We start from the raw sequence: 18,279 nt of genomic DNA, 5'->3' as shown, positions 1-18,279 counted from the left end.
GGATGGATTTTCTGGCTATAGGTCATTTCACACATGACGTCGTGCCCGAAGGATTGATCATCGGCGGCGCAGCCGCATATTCCACCATAACCGTTCGGAATCTGGGATTCAAGCCGGCCGCCCTCACCTCAGTCGGCCCCGATTTCAACCTGAGCGATCCTCTCATCGAGGGGATCGAGGTTCGGATTAAGCCCGCAGATAAGACCACCACGTTCAGAAACATCTACCGCGAGGGTCATAGGACGCAATACCTGCTCGGCGTGGCGGAGAAGATCCAGGGGAAGGATATACCGGAGGAATGGACCCGCGCGCCGATCGTCTATCTATGTCCCGTGGCGGATGAGGTGATGTCGGACGTGCCGGAGCGGTTCAGGTCATCGCTGATAGGCGTGACGCCGCAGGGATGGTTCCGCAGGTGGGAGGAGGACGGCAGGGTATATCCGAAGAGATGGCATAACGCCGAGGAGATACTCGCCCGCTGCGACGTGCTGGTCTTCAGCGAGGAGGATATAGCCCCGTTTCCAGAGGAGCTCGAAAGGTTCATACGTGCGACGAAGATTGTGATCCTCACCCGCGGCAAAAAGGGTTGCACGCTCTACCTGGACGGGATATCCAGGGATTTCCCGGCCTACCGGACCGTTGAGGTCGATCCGACAGGAGCGGGGGACGTCTTCGCGGCGGCGTTTCTGATAAAGTATGCCGAGACGAACGATCCCTTCATCTCAGCCGATTTCGCAAATTGCGTCGCCTCCTTTGCCGTGGAGGACGAGGGAACCCTGGGCATACCGACGCTTGAAAGGGTCATGAAGAGATGGAGGTTCGCATAGGCCGTGCCAGGAGACGGGATATACCCCACATAGTGGAGATAGAACGCCGCTCCTTTCCAACCCCTTGGAGCGAGTGGGCTTTCAGACGGGAGCTTAAGAGCAAAAACGCCCATTTCCTGGTCGCCAAGATCGGCAGGGAGGTCGTGGGATACCTGGACATATGGATCGTCTTCGATGAGGCCCATATAACCAACATCGCCGTCGCACCCGAACACAGGCGAAAGGGAATAGGCGAGAGGCTGATGAGATATGCACTTGAGATGGCCAAATCCAAAGGGGTGCGCAAGGTCACACTGGAGGTCAGGGAGAACAACATACCGGCTCAAAACCTCTACAGGAAGTTCGGTTTCAGACCCCTCGGCATCCGAGAGGGATATTACACCGATACCGGCGAAGACGCCCTTGTGATGGGGATAACCGATCTTCAATCGATGGAGATCGAGCGGTGAGGATAGGCATAATCTCAAGACAGAAAAGGGCATATGCCACGCGAAGGCTGGCGAGAGCTGCAAGGGAACGGGGATGTAAAGTCTGGGTGATGGACCCTTTCGAGATATACATCCATATCGGATGTAGGGGAGACTCGATATATTTCGGATGGAGATCGGCCGAGAGGCTGGATGTCATCCTCCCGCGGCTCAGCAAGGTCACGGCAAGGTACGGCCTTGAAGTTCTACGCCATTTCGAGCTTGCAGGCGTCCCGTCCGTCAACCCGGCCCAATCGATAGATGACGCCCGCAATAAGTTCCGCTCTCTTGCCATACTTCATCGAAACGGCATACCCGTCCCACCCACCTTTGCCGCCGGATCGCTTCGATTTCTCGACAGAGCTCTCAGACGCGCAGGGGATTATCCGTTTATACTCAAGCCGTTCGAGGGAACGCAGGGGAAGGGAATAATCGTCACCGATAACCCCATCGTCCTTTATTCCATTCTGGACGCCATGTGGAGTCAGAGCGAGGATTATATCGTCCAGCCCTTCTATGAGGAGGCGGCCGGCAGAGATCTGAGGGCCCTGGTGATAGGCGATAGGGTGCTATGTGCCATGAGAAGGGTGGCTCAGGAGGGCGAGTTCAGGGCGAACATACATCGGGGAGGGATGGGTTTCCTGACCTATCTGACGGATGATGAGGAGGAGATAGCCGTCAGATCGGCCAAGGCCCTCGGTCTGGGTATAGCGGGCGTGGATATGATCCGGACGAGGAGAGGGATTATGGTCATAGAGGTCAATCCCTCACCCGGCTTCGAGGGGCTCGAGAGGGCGACCGGCATGGACGTGGCCGGCGCCATGGTGGACTATGCCATAAAGATGGCTGAAAAAGGGAGGTCCAGCGATGTCTAAGGGGAAATTCGGTGTGGCGATACTGGGATGTGGAGGGATATCCGGGGCGCACATCAGGGCATATCAGCAGTTCCCGGATGAATGCGAGATAAGGGCAGTATGTGACGTGAACGAGGCCGCGGCGAAAAGGCGGTCTGAGGAGTGCGGCGGTGCTAAGATATACCTCGATTACCGCGAGGCGCTTCAGGATAGAAGCATAGACATCGTCAGCATCCCCACCCCACACTACCTTCACGCCCCGATGACGATCGCGGCCGCTAAGGCCGGAAAGCATATACTGGTCGAAAAGCCGATGGCCATGACCGTCGGCGAGGCTCACGAGATGATCGAGACGGCCAGGAAGCACGGGGTCAAGCTCGCCGTCATCTTCGGCAGGAGAACCCAGCCCGCCAACCGATTCATCAAGGAGAGGGTGATACCGCTGCTCGGCGAGATACGCTTCAGCTATCTCAACGGCTTCCACTGGCGGGGCACGGATTACTATGCCAGCGGTGCTTGGCGGGGAACATGGAAATATGAGGGTGGCGGCGTCTTCATCAACCAGGCCGTGCACGGCTGGGATCTGTATCAGTGGTTGCTGGGAGGCGTGGATTACGCCTACGGATATTGGACCAACATCATGCATCCCACGATAGAGGTCGAGGATCTGGGATACGGACTGATCAGATTCAAAAACGGGTCCCACGGAAAACTGCTGACGACCAGCATCTGCAAGTCGCCCGACGGATTAGCGGGGATATATATCCGGGGCGAGAAGGGGGAGGTGAGGGACACGAGCTTCACCCTGACCGATAAATCGCTGGAGGCCGAGCTCAAGGAGGAGATGCGAAGGTACGTCGAGAGACCGATGCTCACGGGACACACCATGCAGGTCAAAGACCTGATGGACGCCATCAGGGAGGACAGGGAACCATATGTGAACGGGGTCTCGGCTATGGAGTCGCTCAAGATGATAAACGGGATACACTGGCACGGATGGCGGTTCGCCTCAGCCTTCCGCGACTGGGTTTACGATAATTACGCCGATGATCTCCCCAAACCGTCACGGCAGGGAGGCCCGATAATGCCCGAAGATGCGCAGGAGCAGGACTGGCGGGGCGGCAGGTTGATCCGGGATCTCGAGGCGATCGTCACGGACGAATCCACAACCCTGGAGGCGCCATTTCTATCCTGAAAGTTGTAGGGGCTAGGCATTCAAAGAAGAATGCCTAGCCCCTTCATCGTGACAATCTTGCCCGGAACACCTTTCCGCTCCACGTGGCAGCATAGAGGTAGTTGTCGGAGGCTGAAAGCGATGAGATATCGTAATCCTCCAACCCTACCAGTTCCCATCCCCTCTTCGGCGTCCAACGCATCACACCTCTAATCCCAGCGAACGGTAGGTGGTTCAGGATAGTTATAATCCACCTCGATGAATCATGAGTTCCCCTAGCTCACATACCTTCCTCTCCCACTTCGGTGGAATAAAACTTTAGATTGGTTTCGTTGTGAAGGCTACCTTCACCTCCACGCCCTCATTACCCGCCGGATCAAAGTAATCCTTGATCGTCAGCGTATATTTCTCCCCGGGCTTAAGCTCCATACCCTCTTTAGGTTTCAGGATCGCTATGCTGTTATCGGAAGACCACCACACCTCCCACTTCAATCTCTTGCCGGACGAATTCCTCAAGACGAAAACATCCCCGCTAATCTTGAGCGATATCGGCTCGCTGAAGACCACGATGATACCCTTCCGATTGATCTCTTCAGCATCTACTTCAGCTCTATCCATAGGGATCGTCCTCAAAACCTCCGGCCAGGAGCAACATCCACAAGGCAGGATAATCCACTCATGACGTGTTCCACCCATCTCATCGGTCCACTCAACGTATACGGAGATATAACCGTTTATCCTCATTCCCGATCTGGCGAGTTCATCTTTATCTGGTAATTTCCACTCTGCCGTCCACAGCCCTTTCTCCTCATCATAGTAGATCCTCCTGGCGGGCTGACCGTTGAACCTAACAGAGATAACCTCACCAGAAAACCACACCTTTAAGCTGGAGCCGGGGATTCCTTCGGAGGTGTAATCTATCAAGTAGACCGGTTCTGTTTTTTCTTCTTCACCACAGCCCGTCATCCATACGATGACGAGGAGCGGGAATAAGATCAGTGCTCTCTCCAAGTGTAGGATCGAGATCCTTCCTCTCATAATTTCCTCCCCAGCTTAGTCATTAGCTGACCAGAGGATTCCCATATTCCTCTGGTCAGCTATAACTGCTATTACCTCAGTATCACCATCTTACGGGTTGATATGAAATCTCCGGCTTTCATGGTGTAGAAGTATATGCCGCTGCTTACCCTCTCACCTTTCTCATTCCTCCCGTCCCAGTACGCCGCTTTATCTTTGGTAATCTTCCTTCTTAACATTCCCGCTCTTCATCTCAATGGGAGCCATCACATCTTCTATCAACTGAACAAGCTTCTCATCAAAGCAGATCACCGGTCTTTTCGGATCATACGGCTCCTCATATAGAACCCTGAAATTCTCTCCAATTCCCCTCACGACCTGACCTCCTGTTCCCTTCAGGGTACAGATACCCAGCTTTCATGGTGTAGAGTTTTTGTAGCGAAGGTAATTCTCGTTTCTTCACCCACGAGCCCTGTACTGCAGAAATTCTTAACCGTCAAGGTGTAAAGCTCCCCCGGCTCAAGTTCCATCCCCTTTTTGGGTTTTAAGACAGCTTTGGTTCTGCTAAGCCACGTGATGCCCCAATTCAATATTTCCCCTTTAGAATTCCTCAGGATGAATGTAATTCCTTTCTGAATATCCAGATCGCTGAACTCGATAACGATACCATTTTTGTTATATTTATCTGCATCCACCACACTCATATTGGGTGGATCTGTCCTCTCCACCCTCGGAGTACAACACGGAATACTAAGCACAATCCCTCTTTCACCTTTTCTACCCTCAGCATCTGTCCATTCAACCCAAAGGATCAGCAACCAATCCTTTCTTAATCCCTGATCGATGATCTCCTGCTCGTTTTCAAATTTCCACACCGCCCACCAACATTTTCCCTGTTCATCGTGGAAGATTTTCGAGGCGGGGCGTGAGCCAAGGGTAGCTGAGGTTACCTCATCTGAAAACGCTATCCATAGCCTATCAGGGTATAAATATGGCGGGTAATAAATCAGATAAGCTGGTTCTGAAACTGCTCTTTCACCTTCACCACATCCTATCGCCGTTATCACGATGAAAATCAGAGGTATAAAAATTCTCCACATTCCATACCTGCCTTCCTGAGAAATAGCATCTTCCTTTCTCCTCTCCCGCTAACCCATAACCATACAGTATCGCCATTATCCTATCTGAATTCTTCAGAAACACCCCACGGAAAAGAGCAAGAATAAGGTAAGTATCAGTCCATGATTTAATCTCTGCATTTCGTGGCAAAAATAACGGTTGTTTCTTCCCCTTTAAGACCTGAGATATCGAAGTAATTCTTAACTATCAAGGTGTAAAGCTCTCCTGGTTCGAGTTCCATTCCTTCTTTTGGCTTTAAGACAGCTACACAGTTGGCATAGAACCATGTAACATCCCAATTTAACATCCTTCCTTCAGAGCTTTTCAGGATGAATGTAACGCCTTTTCGAACATCTATCGGCTTGCTGAACTCGATGAAGATGCCGTTTCTATTATATTCATTCGCATCAACTATACTCGCGTCAGATGGAATTACCCTTTTTATCTCCGGCGGGAGAGAGCATGAAAAACTAAGGACAATTCTAGTTTGGCTTTTCCTGCCTTTGATATCTGTCCATCCAACTTGAAAGATTAAAAAATTATCTTTCTTCAATCCCCGATCGATGATCTCCTGCTCGTTTTCAAATTTCCACACCGCCCACCAACATTTTCCCTGTTCATCGTGGAAGATTTTCGAGGCGGGGCGTGAACCAAGGGTAGCTGAGGTCACCTCACCTGAGAACACCGCCCATATCTCAGGTGAAGTTAGGTAACGAGTATGATCTATCAGATAGACCGGCTCCAAAACTTCTTCTTCACCACATCCTGTTGCCCAGATGACGATGAAAAGTAGTGATATGATTAACACTCTCTCCAAGCTTTTCCGCATTAAACCTCCTTCAGAAACTGACTTGGGGGGAACTTCACTCCCTCCGATGAGAACATATTTCATCCCTCTCACCTCAATCCGCAATCTTTCGGTATAAAATATATCACGGTTGGGGGATGATGTCAATGACAGGGAAGCAGGAAACAGGAGGCAGGAAACAGGAAGGAGATCCGACTACTGACGATGACGCTTGAACCACCTTACAAATTCTCGAATGCCCGTGGCTATCTCCACCTTGGGGGAGTACCTCAACATCCGCTCCGCCTTGCTGATATCTGCAACCTCAATCACGGCTCCTAGCGAGAGATTCTCTTTTTGATTGATGATCGTATAATCGTCTATAGAACCCCGCCGCTTTGTAGAGTTCCTCATGACTTCCCTTCTCTACTATCCTGCCATTGTTTAACACGAAGATGTCATCCACATCCTTTATCGTAGATAATCTAGGGCGGCTTCGAGGCTATCCTGCTCAGGTGGACTGAGCGGCTTCAAATTGACCTCTCATTGCGCCCTTCAATGGGATCATCAGAGGACTACCCTTCGGGTTACTGATCATTGCCTTGGTTTTACGGCTTGGTTGATCTTAGAGAAGGGGATTGCGCAGCTAAAAGAGATTTATCGTCTTTTGAACTCAGATAAAATACGTATTCTCCGCATTCTGGAACATCAAACCGTTTGTGAATCATCTCTCTTTCATAGGAACCGGTTTTAGGTAAAAGCTTAACGTAACTGATCTGGATGATATATCTACCCTGAGTAAGATCCGAAAATTCGAAATATCCGCTTTCGTCCGTCTTGGTCTCAAACCGGCTCATAACCATTGATGATAGATCATATGGCTCAAGCTCCCAGGGGTACCATGATCTTGAAACTAAAGCCCCCGACACCGGCTTTCGCGTATTCGCCCACAGAACATGTCCTCTTAATTTTGCTGATTTCCGCTCAACGAATATATCCACACTCTGGTTCTCAGAGGTAACCTCGAGATCAATTCCTGTCGCGCTTATCCCCTCACCGAGAACGTAAATTTGATACCCGCCCGCTGGAATCCCATCAATTCTGAATGCCCCTTTCTCAATGTCGAGTCTGGTTGAAAGGATAGGTTTGTAAAGCGAAAACGGATTGATAATCGGTTTCATCGGCGTGTTCTCAGGGAACAGTTTCACGATGTAACTCCCTTTTATCGAAATATCTGGCGGCATGAAGACATGGCCGGTTATGGTCCTCCCTTTTTGCAGAACGACCTTTAAATCTTTATGCTTTATCGCCATACCTCGATAGACTTTGCTTAGATATCCTTTTTTAAAGACTGTAACCGTCAAAAGCGAGGGATCAACTCTCAGGATCTCCACCGAGAAGGTTCCATCGGAATCGGTCTGACAGGTTGCAAGTTGAGCTCCATGTGCTTCAGGAGTCCGGGGTCTCATGGTAGCTGCGACTTTAGCATCGGGTAAAGGATGACCCGAGTCATCTATCACCTGCCCCTTCAGGAGTTGGGATTTTCCAAGCTTAACCTCGATGTGGGGTTGGTCTTTGGGATTCAGAGATTCCAAGAAGGCGATTGCGGTGTTATCACGGTATACGATCAGGGTGTACTCGGTCGGGTAAAGCTCGGCGAATACAAATTCACCATTGCTGTCGGTGTAAGCTGTTAACTCCGTTTGAGCGGCATATCGAAAGAACTTCACCGGTTTGATATGCATCTTCAGGACAACTTTGAGACCCAGGGCGGATTTCCCTTTCAATCCGATTACCCTGCCGGTCATTATTAGAGTCCTCTTGAGCGTAATATCAACATGATACTCGTTTTTCCCTCGCTCCAGTTTCCTTTTTATCAGCTCTCCCTGATAGCCTGGTCTGCTTACCATAACCGCAAAGGAGTTGAATTTTTCCGGATCGCCCGGTACAGTTATCAAGAATTCACCGTTTTCACCGGTTGACGTTTCCCGCCTGAAGCGGAGAACTGGACGAACACTTCTAAGTTCTGAGGAACCAAGTTTCACCTTTGCCTCGGGAATCGGCTTCCCTTCCTCGTCTATCACTTTTCCCCTTATCAACACACCTTTCCTCAGGAAGATCTCAACTCCGCCAATATTTGCATCGGGTGATACCTCTACCTTGGGAGCTTCATCGCCATCAAAAACGTATCCTGAGAATCGTTCTATGACAACATACCGCCCCGGAAGCAACCCGTTGACTTCAAATTTCCCTTTTGACACCTTGCCTTTGAAGTATCTCTCTACTGTTTCCCACTTCGACAAGAGCCCCAGAAGAATCTCCCCATCTATCGGGATAAGAGAACGCTTCACCGGATCGAGCAGAAAACCTGATATGCTTCCTCTAGCCTTGACCTTAAGATCAAGCTCTGTTTCTTCGGCTTTAACGAGCTTGAGTTTTCGCTCCTGAACGGTCATCCCTGAAAATCTCACATGTAAGTTCCAATCACCTTCCTGAAGGTTGCGGAGCATAAACTTTCCATCTTGATCTGTTTTCACCGAATAGCTGGTGCCATCATCTAAGCGAAGTTCAACCACATAGTCAGGTAATGGATTGCCGTTTTCGTCTGTAATTCGGCCTTTTACACTACAATCTGATTTCACCGCTATGACGCTTGCTTGTCCCCAAATCCATGTTCCTATAAGCACCAAGATGAAGGTAAAATTCATAGTTTTCATCTCAGATCCTCCTTTATGAAATCGCCATGTCGCCAGGCTTTCCTCAGCTTTTTCTCACCAAGTGGAAAATCCCTGGCTAAATATTCATTTTTCTCCCGAATATCAGGCGGATAATCTAATTTCCAGATTCGTATGCCGTTTCGATCACATCGCACCGACGTATTGGTGTCGTAGATGAGTTTGAAACCGGGTATTTTCTCCTTAAACAGGTAAAGCCTCACTGCCAGGAGGTGCTTCGCTTTTTCGGAAACATAGAACGCTTGGAGAATTCCACCTGCTTCGGATGGAAAGACCGCGATTAACCCGGGGAGACCATTCTCGTTTTGAATCCTGTTCTCCTTGAACTGAAACTCCCTGGGAGGTTTTGAAAACGACCTTCCATTTACTTGGCCATGAATTACAGCGCTCCATGAGTTATTGTTTTTATCGCGGGAGATAGAGATCTTTCGTATCCGCCAACTACCGGGGGGAAATCTCTCTCCCTCAAGTTCCATCTCATCCGTTGAGGTGAAGCCTCTGATAGCAAAATCGGTCACCTCGTTTGAGCCCCCCATCTTCCTTGTCCCAATGGGAATCAAGGAGTAAACAGAGGCCAATCGATCAAATGAGGTATCCGATCCGGTATAAGTAATCCCGGTAAGCGCCAATATCTCCCTTGTGGTGATCATTAGGTGAGTTGCTCGATGTGTGTAGAGGAACTCAAGCGCTTCTTTCGGCGAAGCGGCGGAGAAAACATGACGGGCGATCAGGAAAATCCAGTATGGGATATAGTGATCTTCGTCGACTATAGTCGTGCACTTTGCGAACCAGTTTAGAACGCTGCCGTAATCCCACCATGCTGCTACAACTGAGCCTTCTCCTAAAGGTCCGGAGCCTATCTCAGCTAGACTCCGCTGGGTTTCGCGAAAGATGGGCATAAAGCGTTGTCTGGTGACCTCAACGTTGGAGCGGATAAATCCCCTGTGAAAGGTATCCGAGCCGATAAAGAGGATGAGAATTAGAACGATAGTGAGATAACACGCCCTTCTGTAATTCGAAATCTTAATCTGACTCAGACCATACACAAGGGCAAAAGTGGAAATCAGAGCCGTAAGGGGAAGCAGCGTCCACTGAAACAGACCGTTCCAAAGCGAAAGTCGAATGCCGGCATAAAGCTCTGAGGCTATCAGGATTCCAATCATACCGAGTTCGGATATCAAGCCGGTCCTTCTTTGGGCGATGAAACGCAGAGATTCGATAAGTATAAAGCTACACATAAGGGCGATTAAGGGATCGAGGAAAAAGCCATATCGTCCCGCTCCTCTCGTAGTGAAGAGCCCGATGAAGAACCATATCAAAATTGGAAAATACCTCTCACGTTCGTCATATTCGGAAGACATTTCCTCGTCTTTTTTATATATCAGATAAGCGGTAAAGATCATCGTCAGACCGGCAAGGGTAGAGATGATATATACTGTGTCGGATATCTTCCGGGAATGCAAGAACAGCGAAACCAGAGTTCCGCACAACACCGCTTCAAATCCTATAACGGCTAAAGGGAAATTCACAGGCTCACCGCTAAAGAAACGGTAGGCTAAGACAGTGCTGCTGGCGGAAGCCAAAAGAAGGATAACGGAGTATCTCCTGACAAAGCTTTCACCGCTTATACCTGTCAGTTCTATCACCGAGCGCATCAGACGGCTTCTACCTAAAGGTGTGAGAAAGTTATCCAGGATAGATCGGAAGGTCTCTCCGATGTATGCGTTTTTCAGTGAGATCACGAGTAGAAGCAGAGAAATAGCACCAATCCATCCGATTACAGATATGATCGCACCTTTCGAGAATCGATCGAATCTTCGCATCTTACGTGAAACAAACCAGAGAAGAAGGGTTATCGAAGTTGCCGTAGGTGCCATGATAGCGAGGAAGGCATATGGTAACGCCCAATTCCTGTAGGCGTGTGTTAGGGAAAGGGAGATAGACATGAGGCAAATATACCACGCCCAGTACACCAATACGTCACGTGTTTCGATTTTCCCACGAAAAACCCTAAACCACATCCAGAGGGAGATGATCGCCGTTGCCAGGCCGTGACCTTCCCAGGAAAGAGACAACATCCCGGCCATAATCCCTGAGGCAATGGCATAACTGGTCATCCTAATCGGGTGTTTATCCTCGAAGGCCTTCAGGTAGAGGAGGATCATCGCTGTCCAGAGCATCAGGCAGAAAGCGTCACGATCCGCGAAGCCGGCAGCTGAGCGGTTCAGGTTTAAGGAGGGAAGAACAGATAGTAGATTCACTGCCAGGAGGGATACGGAAGCATTAAAGATCCTCCTCCACATCAGGTGGAAAAGCATCAGCGTCAGCATATAGCACGTAACCGATGAATAAACTGCCACCTTATATATAGTCAGGTTGCGATGTATTGTTCTCAAAATGCGATAAGCGTAAGCCATGGCATAAGAGAACAGGTTCAGGTGGGTTGATAGATCCCTCCCCACCGGATACCACCGCATTTTATCAACTCGAGGCAACTTCCTCTCGGAGGTTATTATGGAAGCCTGGCGCAGAAAACGATATGCGTCCGTCCCGAGAAGGTATCTGTCCTGCAGCAGTGGCAAGTTTTGGATTCGAATCGAAAAGGACAGAAACAGGGACCAGGCAAGGACGAGCAAGATCACAAATTTTTTAGATACCTCCAGAATTTTCGACCTTCCTCCGAAACGTACCATTTCACAGTCCGCTTTAAACCCTCTTCTAATGAGAATTGTGGTTTCCATCCAAGCTTACGAATTCGCTCACTTGACAAAAACTGAGATCGAACCTCCACAACTGGAAATTCGCGTTTGATCACCTGGATCGGCATCTTCGCCCCCATCATCGAAGCTATCTTCCTCATCAGTTCAAGGGTGCTCAAGATATGGCCGGCTCCGACATTATAAGCTTTGCCCTGCGTCTCATCTATGCGTTCAGCAAGAAGCAGATAAGCATTTATGATGTCAGTGATATAGGTATATTCGCGAATATGATGTTGGGAAGTTTCGAAAACTGAAGGGGGAATTCCTCTGAAAATGCGTATAACCGTGCCGGGGATAATCCTGGAGAGGTTGGGATCGGCAGGGCCATAGATGTTGGAACATCGGGTAACGGTGACAGGCAACTTGTAATCCAGAAAATATGCGTGAGCGATCATATCGGCGCAGGCTTTCGAGCAGCTATATATACCCGTCCCCCGCAACTCATACTCCTCGCGATAAGGCAGAACTTCTTCAGGATATTCCCCGTACGCCTTATCGCTGGAAGCCACTACCACCCGTTCGACCCCGCAGTTGCGAGCCGCCTCCAGAACGTTCCATGTACCCATGACGTTCGTTTGAAATGCGTGGATCGGCGATCTTTTAGCCTCCGCTACGATACTTGTAGCTGCGAGATGGAAACAGGTATCGATATCCTGAAACTTGAAAATCGGTTCGAGGAACTCATAATCTCGAACATCCCCAATATATACCTTCATCCGCTCGTTTATTGAGAGCGTCTTCAGTTGGAAGAGATCCCTCGGCGACCGGATCACGCCGAAAACATGAGCTTCCTCCTCTATCAATCTTTCAGCAAGATGTGACCTCACGAACCCTCCCACACCCGTTATGAGGCATCGTCTCCCATGCCATGTGAATCTATGTACCTTACTTTCAGACCGCATTCTTCTTCACTCCTCCCCACACCGTGGGAAGTTTCTCCTTAGGCTCAACATCGGCGTTGTGATCCGGTATCCCAGGACCAGATATCGAGATCGCTTCCATGCTACACTCACCCCTCAAACCCGGCCCGGTGAATGCCATCAATCCTATCACATCCACCCAGATGTGATCCTCATCCTTAAACTCCCTCAGCTCCAACTCTCCCCACTTGTCCCTCGTCGTCATCCGAAACCTCTCCTCATGAAAGCTCAACCTCAGCAAAGGCCATGAACCACCTCCCGCCCTCTGTATGATCTCCTTGAACCGACCCTTCTTGTCTATCCTAGCCTTCCAGACGCTCCCTCCCACGAAATACCCCTCGGCATAATCCGGAACTGATGCCGACTTGCCCAGGATAACTACCACCTCTTCATTCTCCCCCATGTTGTAGCCAATTTCCCTTTTGGCTCAACGCCCATAGCCGGAGAGATAATTGTGAAAGAGTCAACCCACCCCTCACCTCTGAACCCCTTGAACCCCACTACCTCGAACCCTACGATCTCCACCCTGTTGAAATCCGGATCTTCGAAGTCGGCCCTTTTCTTGCCATCAACATACATCCGAAACCGACCTGATCTGAAGCTCACCTTCATCTCCTTCAGATCATAGGTGTGCCATAGAGTGCGAGGAGCTCTGTTGGCTTTGAAAGGAACCAGGAGATGCGGCACGAAATCGATCCTGTTGGTGAGAAAGATGTAGAAAAAATCCTTGTTAATTCCCGGCGCTTCCGGGAAGGTCTTGCCCAGTCCTATACCGATATTCGATAATTTACATCCGATGTTTTTGACGATGATAGTAAAATCATCGTAAGGACCAAGTATCGCTTTCAGTTGAAGCAGCTCGAACACTATCTCATGAGGTGGCTCCACTACAATCTCCACCTTCAACATTCCGTCCTCCGCCTCCCATCTGGAGAACTTCCCCTTCACCGTCCACCCTTTGAGATCTCCTCCATGGAAATCATCATGCCATACCCATGCATGGGCGGTTAGAACGAGATCGAACATAACCGAAGATATCACGACGATTTCGAAAATGCTAGGCTTCATCTTCAGCTCCTAAGGTTCATTCAATCTTAGTGCAGTTATACCATGAACCTGTACTTTCTCCTATTCCATGAGGTTCAGGATCGGGAACGTAATTTATATCCTCCTCAAACCAGTCAGCGGGGTAATGGAGTTCTCTCGTCGAACAATTGTAATAGTATCGATCATACTCGTTAAAACCACCATATTTTCTATAGGACGGGCATCGGTAGCCTATACCAGAGTCGGGTGGGCTCTCATGATACTCCCAGTAATACGTGTCCGTGTAGGATTTCACCTGCTCCCCATCTCTCCAATGAACCTCGTATCCGTTCCAATACCCGTCCATCCATGTCTTATATTGATCCTGATCGAGAAACGTGTAGCAGTAGTTGGCGCCCCACGGCTGAGTGTTTTCGAAATACCACTGTTGTTCCCTATGCCACCGTACGCTATCCGTCACACCTAACGATTGGAACTCCGCATCTTCTCTGGTATAGGTGACGATCCCATCTGGGCATAAGTCGGTGGTGTAGACTTCGCGACCGAAAAGATCTCCGTAGAAATCTTTGCATGCTTCCGGATCAGTTGTTATAACAGGTTCTCCTCCCATCGATCTGGACAGTAGAAAGCTCAAAGTCAAGACACACACCGGCATCAGTGATGCCACGATCAAGCCCAATTGTTTTCGGAACATCTCTTTTACCTCCCTCTATTTGGTTTTCATTCTCCCCCACACCATGGGAGGTTTTTCTGTCAAAGCTCGTCCTTTCGGAAAAACACTTTCAAGGGGATCGTTTCCCGATCAAACCGTAAACCGGAACCTGAATAGGTTCAGGGTCCACATCCGTCATCATCTTTATCCTCTCCCTCAGGAAGTCAGGGGAGCTCTTCGTAAGCCATCTAACCTTCAGGACAAATCGGGTTTGTCTTTTCCCTTCCCACTCACCTTCAATCTTCAGGTGTTGGGGAACGAGGAGATCACGTATTCTGAAGGGAGAGTCGGATTCGAAGGAGATCTCGGCCGTCGGATTATCCCCCCGGAACACTTCGCCGAAGAAGATATGTCTGGGTTTAACCCTAACGGGGCTTATAACCTTGGCGATCACTGGCATCATCATCGTCCGACCGTCAGGGAAGAGGATCGTGAGTGCCGATGAAAACCTCCCCTTTTTCCTCAGCGGCCCGAGCTTTACCCTCAAGATGCACTCAGATCGACCTCTCTCCTCCATCCGCCAGCTCAGAACATCAGAGCTCGGCGGAGCAAGTTTTATCTCCTCTATCTCCATCGGTATGTTCACCCACAGCAGAACCTTCTTCTCATGGATTGATCCGGGCAGAACCTCTCCGAAATCGCATACCTCAGCCGAGAGTTCCGCAAACCTCCTGACCTTAGCATCCACCGTCAGGTATATATAGGGCGTCCTGGGACTATCCGTGAAGATCACAGCGCCGGCGCTTCTGTCTGACCGAACGGATTTCGGATCGAGGATGACCTTGAACTCCGCCTCATCTCCCGGTTTGATCTCCTTTGGCCCCTCGACCCTGACATATCCGCAGTCGGATTCTATCCGTTCGATCTTCACCTTCTTCTCCCCCTTGTTCCACACCCTGACCGACCTTGTTGTCTTCCCCTCCCATTCCGGCACCTCGCCGAACTCCACGATATCTCTCTCCAACACCAGGTACCCTGGAAGTTCTTTCTGATTGTTCACGAGCATCAGGAAGGTGAAGGAAATCAGGGTCAGAGGGAAGATGAGGAGATTGATGATCTTTCTGATCGCCATACTCCTATCCTCCTTAACAGATCGATCCCATAACCGAGATCAGATGATCTGACGAGGGCGAGGCTGCAGAAGAACATAACCATGTCGAGCGAGACGGCCTTCCAGTCCAGGCGTGCTCCGAACAGCTTGAAAAGTACGTTCTCACATCCGCAGTCCTCCAGGGGTAACCCCCGCCATATCACCGATGAGAGGGCCATTGAAAAGGTGAGGAACAGAATTCCACCGAGCAACGCCGCCCCACGAGAGAAATACCCTATGATGAGCAGCGCCCCAATACTTATCTCAGCCGAAAGGAGAAGATATCCCGTCGGGGTCACCAACGACGGCGGAAGGAGATCATAGAGCGAGATATATCTGAGGAACAGTGGGAAATTCGCGATCTTCGCCACACCCGCCGAGAACAGTACACTCCCCAGGAACACCCTCAGAACCGTGATAAACGGGGATCTCAGCTTCGCCTTCCATTTCGGCCATCTTTTTCCAGCGGATATCCCAAGACCTTCCATATCTCCAAACCTCTCGAGAAAACCCGCACGTTTCGATACCCTAGTCTCAGAAAAAGAAACATAAGTTGATGGGCGTTGGGACAATGAGCGCCGCTGCAGTAGAGGATGACGCTCTCATCACGGCCGATTGAGAGTCTGGAGAGAGTGTCCGCGACCTGTTTTAAGGTTCCAAGCGGGACGTTCACAGCCCCCGGGATATGGGCTCTTTTGAAAGCGGCTGGTGGACGTGAATCCACGAAGATCGCCTCCTTCTCGCGCCAGATCCTGTACACCTCCGGCAGATCCACCTCGATGGCTGAGGCGAGGCCGGCCTCATGAGGTGATAATAGGCCGAGAGCGTCGAACCCCCACAGGGCAACAGCCCCTATTATGATCCAGATGCCGATGATCGCTGTCTCCTTGAGAATCATCGTCCCTTTATACTCCCCCACGTTGTGGCGAGTTTGTCCTCCGGTTTGACGTCATAACCTGTGATGGAGGGGCCGGATATCTCAAACGAACCAGCCCATCCTTGCGCCCCTCCAGGGGGATCGATCCCTGATATCGAGAAAACGATGTAATCTATCTCGTTGAAATGTGGATCTTTAAAATCAGCTCTCACCTCTCCATCGGCTATCATCTGAAACCGCCCAGAATCAAATTCCACCCTTATCTCCTTCAACTCCTTAGTACGCCAGATCTTTCCAGGACATCTGGGGTCCCAGGTGGGAAATGGAGCAAACCTCCCTCCCCCCATGGCCCAAATGCCTTGAATCCTGTGTAGCGCGAATATATACAAAAGCCGGCAGTTGGAAACCGGGCACACCTCCGGGAATGTCTTGCCAAGGCCGATGCCGAATCCTACCCTCCCTGTCAAAGAGGCTTTTATATCAAGCACTATAATTGACAGATGACGGTGGGAGCCTGGGAAAGCGGTAAGTTGGAGAGGAGTAAGTAATAAGTTGCTCGAGACCACCTGCTTAGCATACAGAAATCCATCCTTGACTTCCCATTTGAAGAATGATCCCCTGGGTTTCCAGCAGCTTTTCAGTTTCTCCCCTTCGAAGTTATCCCTCCATATCGTCCCACCGGCATGCAACGGTATGAAGAGCAAGAGTATGGTGAAAAGCCGAAAGGTTTTCATTTTCTCATCTCCCCCCACGTCGTGGCAAGTTTCCCTTTGGGTTCAACCTTATACTCCGTGATGGAGGGGCCGGATATCTCGAACGAATCAGCCCACCCTTCCACCCACGGGGACTGCTGAGCGGTGATGGAGAAGACGACGTAATCTATCACATCGAAGTGAGGGTCTTCAAATTCCACCTCCTTCCCATCGGCTTTCACCTGAAACCCGCCGGAGTCGAACTTTATCCTTATCTTCTTCACCCTGTCGGTGGCTAAAAGCCTAACTTCAGGATTCCTTGGAGTCCAAGTCATCACAATGCTGCTCGGATAGAAGAGATAAAAGAAGCCACAGTCAGGACCAGGACATAGATCGGGAAATGACTTCCCCAGACCGATGCCGACCCTTTTCATGTCGGTGACAATGATGGTAAGCTGACGATGAGGACCGGGGAAGGCAGTGAGCTCCAGAAATTCAAGGGATGAAAGCCGCTTGGGGTCCGGGAGGAAGGATTCCTGTCTTGCATGCAGGAACCCGTTTTTAACTTCCCACTTCACCACGGGTCCCAATCGTCTCCAGCAGCTTTTGAGCCTCTCCCCGCTGAAATCATCCCTCCAACTTCCCCCGTAGGATGAAGGAGGAAGCAAGGAGGAAAACAGCGACAGTATGAGCAGAAGATAAACCGCTTTCAACTTTTACCACCCCTCATTCAAGCTTTTGGCAATAGAACAGAAGATGAGACTTTTGTCCTTCTCTTACAAGAGGAGAAACGTAGAGGAGATCCTCCCCGAAAACAGCTCCTTCTACCACTTGGCCATTTTCATCGACGTATTTCCCCTCTCACAGTCAAAGTAAAGGGGTTCATCCCATCCATCATACTGACGTTGATAGGGGCATCGGTAATAAAAGCCGTTTATGAAATCACACTCCCAACGCAGCCAGTTGGTTTGGAGCTTCACCCTGTTCCCTATCCTCTCCTTTATCTCCACGCCGGTCCAGAGACCATTCAGAGAGTAAGTCTCCCCCGGCCTATTGAGAGTTATGTAGCAATAGTTGCCCGGTATCGGAGTCGGAGGGTTGTCGAAGTACCATTCCTGATCCCGACGCCAACGGTATTGCTCGTTATCCCCTGTACTCTCGAACCACGCGTTCTCCATCGTCTTCCAGATATTCTGTCCAGG

23 protein-coding genes are annotated in these 18,279 nt (G+C 50.1%); 4 read left to right on the top strand and 19 right to left on the bottom strand.

The window, feature by feature from the left end; all coding sequences use genetic code 11:
- Positions 1 to 2: 2 nt before the first annotated feature.
- From J7M22_01185 to J7M22_01170, 4 genes are read left to right on the top strand one after another with little or no spacing between them, the layout of a single operon-like run.
- Positions 3 to 827, top strand: coding sequence for a hypothetical protein (locus J7M22_01185; protein ID MCD6505214.1), 825 nt, complete (start codon positions 3 to 5; stop codon positions 825 to 827).
- On the top strand, positions 812 to 1,276 hold the full coding sequence (rimI, locus tag J7M22_01180; protein MCD6505213.1) for a ribosomal protein S18-alanine N-acetyltransferase: 465 nt from the start codon (positions 812 to 814) through the stop codon (positions 1,274 to 1,276). The genes J7M22_01185 and rimI overlap by 16 nt, the downstream gene beginning before the upstream one ends.
- Positions 1,273 to 2,169 carry a RimK family alpha-L-glutamate ligase gene (locus J7M22_01175; GenBank protein ID MCD6505212.1) on the top strand — a complete coding sequence of 299 codons (897 nt, stop codon included), beginning with the start codon at positions 1,273 to 1,275 and terminating at the stop codon, positions 2,167 to 2,169. The genes rimI and J7M22_01175 overlap by 4 nt, the downstream gene beginning before the upstream one ends.
- On the top strand, positions 2,162 to 3,343 hold the full coding sequence (locus J7M22_01170; GenBank protein ID MCD6505211.1) for a Gfo/Idh/MocA family oxidoreductase: 1,182 nt from the start codon (positions 2,162 to 2,164) through the stop codon (positions 3,341 to 3,343). The genes J7M22_01175 and J7M22_01170 overlap by 8 nt, the downstream gene beginning before the upstream one ends.
- A gap of 43 nt (positions 3,344 to 3,386) precedes the next feature.
- Here the strand turns inward: J7M22_01170 and J7M22_01165 are convergent, their stop codons facing one another.
- From J7M22_01165 to J7M22_01075, 19 genes are all read right to left on the bottom strand, one after another.
- The gene (locus tag J7M22_01165; protein ID MCD6505210.1) at positions 3,387 to 3,524 is read right to left on the bottom strand and encodes a hypothetical protein; all 138 of its coding nucleotides are present in this window, start codon (positions 3,522 to 3,524) and stop codon (positions 3,387 to 3,389) included.
- A gap of 116 nt (positions 3,525 to 3,640) precedes the next feature.
- The gene (locus J7M22_01160) at positions 3,641 to 4,360 is read right to left on the bottom strand and encodes an Ig-like domain-containing protein (protein MCD6505209.1); all 720 of its coding nucleotides are present in this window, start codon (positions 4,358 to 4,360) and stop codon (positions 3,641 to 3,643) included.
- Positions 4,361 to 4,431: 71 nt separating this feature from the next.
- A complete protein-coding gene (locus J7M22_01155) occupies positions 4,432 to 4,578 on the bottom strand; it encodes a hypothetical protein (GenBank protein ID MCD6505208.1) in 147 nt (48 codons plus the stop codon).
- Positions 4,550 to 4,714, bottom strand: coding sequence for a hypothetical protein (locus J7M22_01150; GenBank protein ID MCD6505207.1), 165 nt, complete (start codon positions 4,712 to 4,714; stop codon positions 4,550 to 4,552). The genes J7M22_01155 and J7M22_01150 overlap by 29 nt, the downstream gene beginning before the upstream one ends.
- 20 nt (positions 4,715 to 4,734) lie before the next feature.
- On the bottom strand, positions 4,735 to 5,439 hold the full coding sequence (locus J7M22_01145; protein MCD6505206.1) for a hypothetical protein: 705 nt from the start codon (positions 5,437 to 5,439) through the stop codon (positions 4,735 to 4,737).
- A gap of 146 nt (positions 5,440 to 5,585) precedes the next feature.
- Complete coding sequence (locus J7M22_01140) at positions 5,586 to 6,350, bottom strand: hypothetical protein (GenBank protein MCD6505205.1); 765 nt, start codon at positions 6,348 to 6,350, stop codon at positions 5,586 to 5,588.
- A gap of 111 nt (positions 6,351 to 6,461) precedes the next feature.
- Positions 6,462 to 6,659: a hypothetical protein gene (locus J7M22_01135; protein ID MCD6505204.1), complete on the bottom strand. Its 198-nt coding sequence runs from the start codon at positions 6,657 to 6,659 to the stop codon at positions 6,462 to 6,464.
- 194 nt (positions 6,660 to 6,853) lie between these two features.
- The gene (locus J7M22_01130; GenBank protein ID MCD6505203.1) at positions 6,854 to 8,962 is read right to left on the bottom strand and encodes a carboxypeptidase regulatory-like domain-containing protein; all 2,109 of its coding nucleotides are present in this window, start codon (positions 8,960 to 8,962) and stop codon (positions 6,854 to 6,856) included.
- The gene (locus tag J7M22_01125) at positions 8,959 to 11,160 is read right to left on the bottom strand and encodes a hypothetical protein (GenBank protein ID MCD6505202.1); all 2,202 of its coding nucleotides are present in this window, start codon (positions 11,158 to 11,160) and stop codon (positions 8,959 to 8,961) included. Before J7M22_01125 ends, J7M22_01130 begins: the two co-directional genes overlap by 4 nt.
- 458 nt (positions 11,161 to 11,618) lie before the next feature.
- Positions 11,619 to 12,641 carry a GDP-mannose 4,6-dehydratase gene (locus J7M22_01120; GenBank protein ID MCD6505201.1) on the bottom strand — a complete coding sequence of 341 codons (1,023 nt, stop codon included), beginning with the start codon at positions 12,639 to 12,641 and terminating at the stop codon, positions 11,619 to 11,621.
- Positions 12,631 to 13,044, bottom strand: coding sequence for a hypothetical protein (locus J7M22_01115; GenBank protein MCD6505200.1), 414 nt, complete (start codon positions 13,042 to 13,044; stop codon positions 12,631 to 12,633). Before J7M22_01115 ends, J7M22_01120 begins: the two co-directional genes overlap by 11 nt.
- Positions 13,038 to 13,727, bottom strand: coding sequence for a hypothetical protein (locus tag J7M22_01110; GenBank protein ID MCD6505199.1), 690 nt, complete (start codon positions 13,725 to 13,727; stop codon positions 13,038 to 13,040). The genes J7M22_01115 and J7M22_01110 overlap by 7 nt, the downstream gene beginning before the upstream one ends.
- A gap of 16 nt (positions 13,728 to 13,743) precedes the next feature.
- Positions 13,744 to 14,400 (bottom strand): hypothetical protein, encoded by a 657-nt coding sequence (locus J7M22_01105; protein ID MCD6505198.1) that lies wholly within the window; start codon positions 14,398 to 14,400, stop codon positions 13,744 to 13,746.
- Positions 14,401 to 14,488: 88 nt separating this feature from the next.
- On the bottom strand, positions 14,489 to 15,490 hold the full coding sequence (locus J7M22_01100) for a DUF1573 domain-containing protein (GenBank protein ID MCD6505197.1): 1,002 nt from the start codon (positions 15,488 to 15,490) through the stop codon (positions 14,489 to 14,491).
- Positions 15,448 to 15,996 carry a DoxX family membrane protein gene (locus J7M22_01095; protein MCD6505196.1) on the bottom strand — a complete coding sequence of 183 codons (549 nt, stop codon included), beginning with the start codon at positions 15,994 to 15,996 and terminating at the stop codon, positions 15,448 to 15,450. Before J7M22_01095 ends, J7M22_01100 begins: the two co-directional genes overlap by 43 nt.
- Complete coding sequence (locus J7M22_01090; protein ID MCD6505195.1) at positions 15,939 to 16,406, bottom strand: rhodanese-like domain-containing protein; 468 nt, start codon at positions 16,404 to 16,406, stop codon at positions 15,939 to 15,941. The genes J7M22_01095 and J7M22_01090 overlap by 58 nt, the downstream gene beginning before the upstream one ends.
- Positions 16,403 to 17,119: a hypothetical protein gene (locus J7M22_01085; GenBank protein ID MCD6505194.1), complete on the bottom strand. Its 717-nt coding sequence runs from the start codon at positions 17,117 to 17,119 to the stop codon at positions 16,403 to 16,405. Before J7M22_01085 ends, J7M22_01090 begins: the two co-directional genes overlap by 4 nt.
- The gene (locus J7M22_01080; protein MCD6505193.1) at positions 17,116 to 17,790 is read right to left on the bottom strand and encodes a hypothetical protein; all 675 of its coding nucleotides are present in this window, start codon (positions 17,788 to 17,790) and stop codon (positions 17,116 to 17,118) included. The genes J7M22_01085 and J7M22_01080 overlap by 4 nt, the downstream gene beginning before the upstream one ends.
- A gap of 111 nt (positions 17,791 to 17,901) precedes the next feature.
- A partial coding sequence (locus J7M22_01075; protein MCD6505192.1) for a hypothetical protein occupies positions 17,902 to 18,279 on the bottom strand: 378 nt, incomplete at its 5' end.

It is taken from the genome of Candidatus Poribacteria bacterium (assembly GCA_021162805.1).
Taxonomy (GTDB): domain Bacteria; phylum Poribacteria; class WGA-4E; order B28-G17; family B28-G17; genus JAGGXZ01.
This window is presented reverse-complemented; position numbering and strand designations above follow the sequence as displayed.

Excerpts from the sequence above, each read along its gene's own strand:
- J7M22_01100 (MCD6505197.1), bottom strand. The coding sequence starts at position 15,490 with ATGGCGATCAGAAAGATCATCAATCTCCTCATCTTCCCTCTGACCCTG.
- J7M22_01170 (MCD6505211.1), top strand. The coding sequence starts at position 2,162 with ATGTCTAAGGGGAAATTCGGTGTGGCGATACTGGGATGTGGAGGGATA.
- rimI (MCD6505213.1), top strand. The coding sequence starts at position 812 with ATGGAGGTTCGCATAGGCCGTGCCAGGAGACGGGATATACCCCACATA.
- J7M22_01085 (MCD6505194.1), bottom strand. The coding sequence starts at position 17,119 with ATGAAAACCTTTCGGCTTTTCACCATACTCTTGCTCTTCATACCGTTG.
- J7M22_01140 (MCD6505205.1), bottom strand. The coding sequence starts at position 6,350 with ATGAAATATGTTCTCATCGGAGGGAGTGAAGTTCCCCCCAAGTCAGTT.
- J7M22_01155 (MCD6505208.1), bottom strand. The coding sequence starts at position 4,578 with ATGTTAAGAAGGAAGATTACCAAAGATAAAGCGGCGTACTGGGACGGG.
- J7M22_01130 (MCD6505203.1), bottom strand. The coding sequence starts at position 8,962 with ATGAAAACTATGAATTTTACCTTCATCTTGGTGCTTATAGGAACATGG.
- J7M22_01160 (MCD6505209.1), bottom strand. The coding sequence starts at position 4,360 with ATGAGAGGAAGGATCTCGATCCTACACTTGGAGAGAGCACTGATCTTA.
- J7M22_01125 (MCD6505202.1), bottom strand. The coding sequence starts at position 11,160 with ATGCTCTGGACAGCGATGATCCTCCTCTACCTGAAGGCCTTCGAGGAT.
- J7M22_01105 (MCD6505198.1), bottom strand. The coding sequence starts at position 14,400 with ATGTTCCGAAAACAATTGGGCTTGATCGTGGCATCACTGATGCCGGTG.
- J7M22_01185 (MCD6505214.1), top strand. The coding sequence starts at position 3 with ATGGATTTTCTGGCTATAGGTCATTTCACACATGACGTCGTGCCCGAA.
- J7M22_01165 (MCD6505210.1), bottom strand. The coding sequence starts at position 3,524 with ATGCGTTGGACGCCGAAGAGGGGATGGGAACTGGTAGGGTTGGAGGAT.
- J7M22_01135 (MCD6505204.1), bottom strand. The coding sequence starts at position 6,659 with ATGAGGAACTCTACAAAGCGGCGGGGTTCTATAGACGATTATACGATC.
- J7M22_01120 (MCD6505201.1), bottom strand. The coding sequence starts at position 12,641 with ATGCGGTCTGAAAGTAAGGTACATAGATTCACATGGCATGGGAGACGA.
- J7M22_01145 (MCD6505206.1), bottom strand. The coding sequence starts at position 5,439 with ATGTGGAGAATTTTTATACCTCTGATTTTCATCGTGATAACGGCGATA.
- J7M22_01095 (MCD6505196.1), bottom strand. The coding sequence starts at position 15,996 with ATGGAAGGTCTTGGGATATCCGCTGGAAAAAGATGGCCGAAATGGAAG.
- J7M22_01110 (MCD6505199.1), bottom strand. The coding sequence starts at position 13,727 with ATGAAGCCTAGCATTTTCGAAATCGTCGTGATATCTTCGGTTATGTTC.
- J7M22_01090 (MCD6505195.1), bottom strand. The coding sequence starts at position 16,406 with ATGATTCTCAAGGAGACAGCGATCATCGGCATCTGGATCATAATAGGG.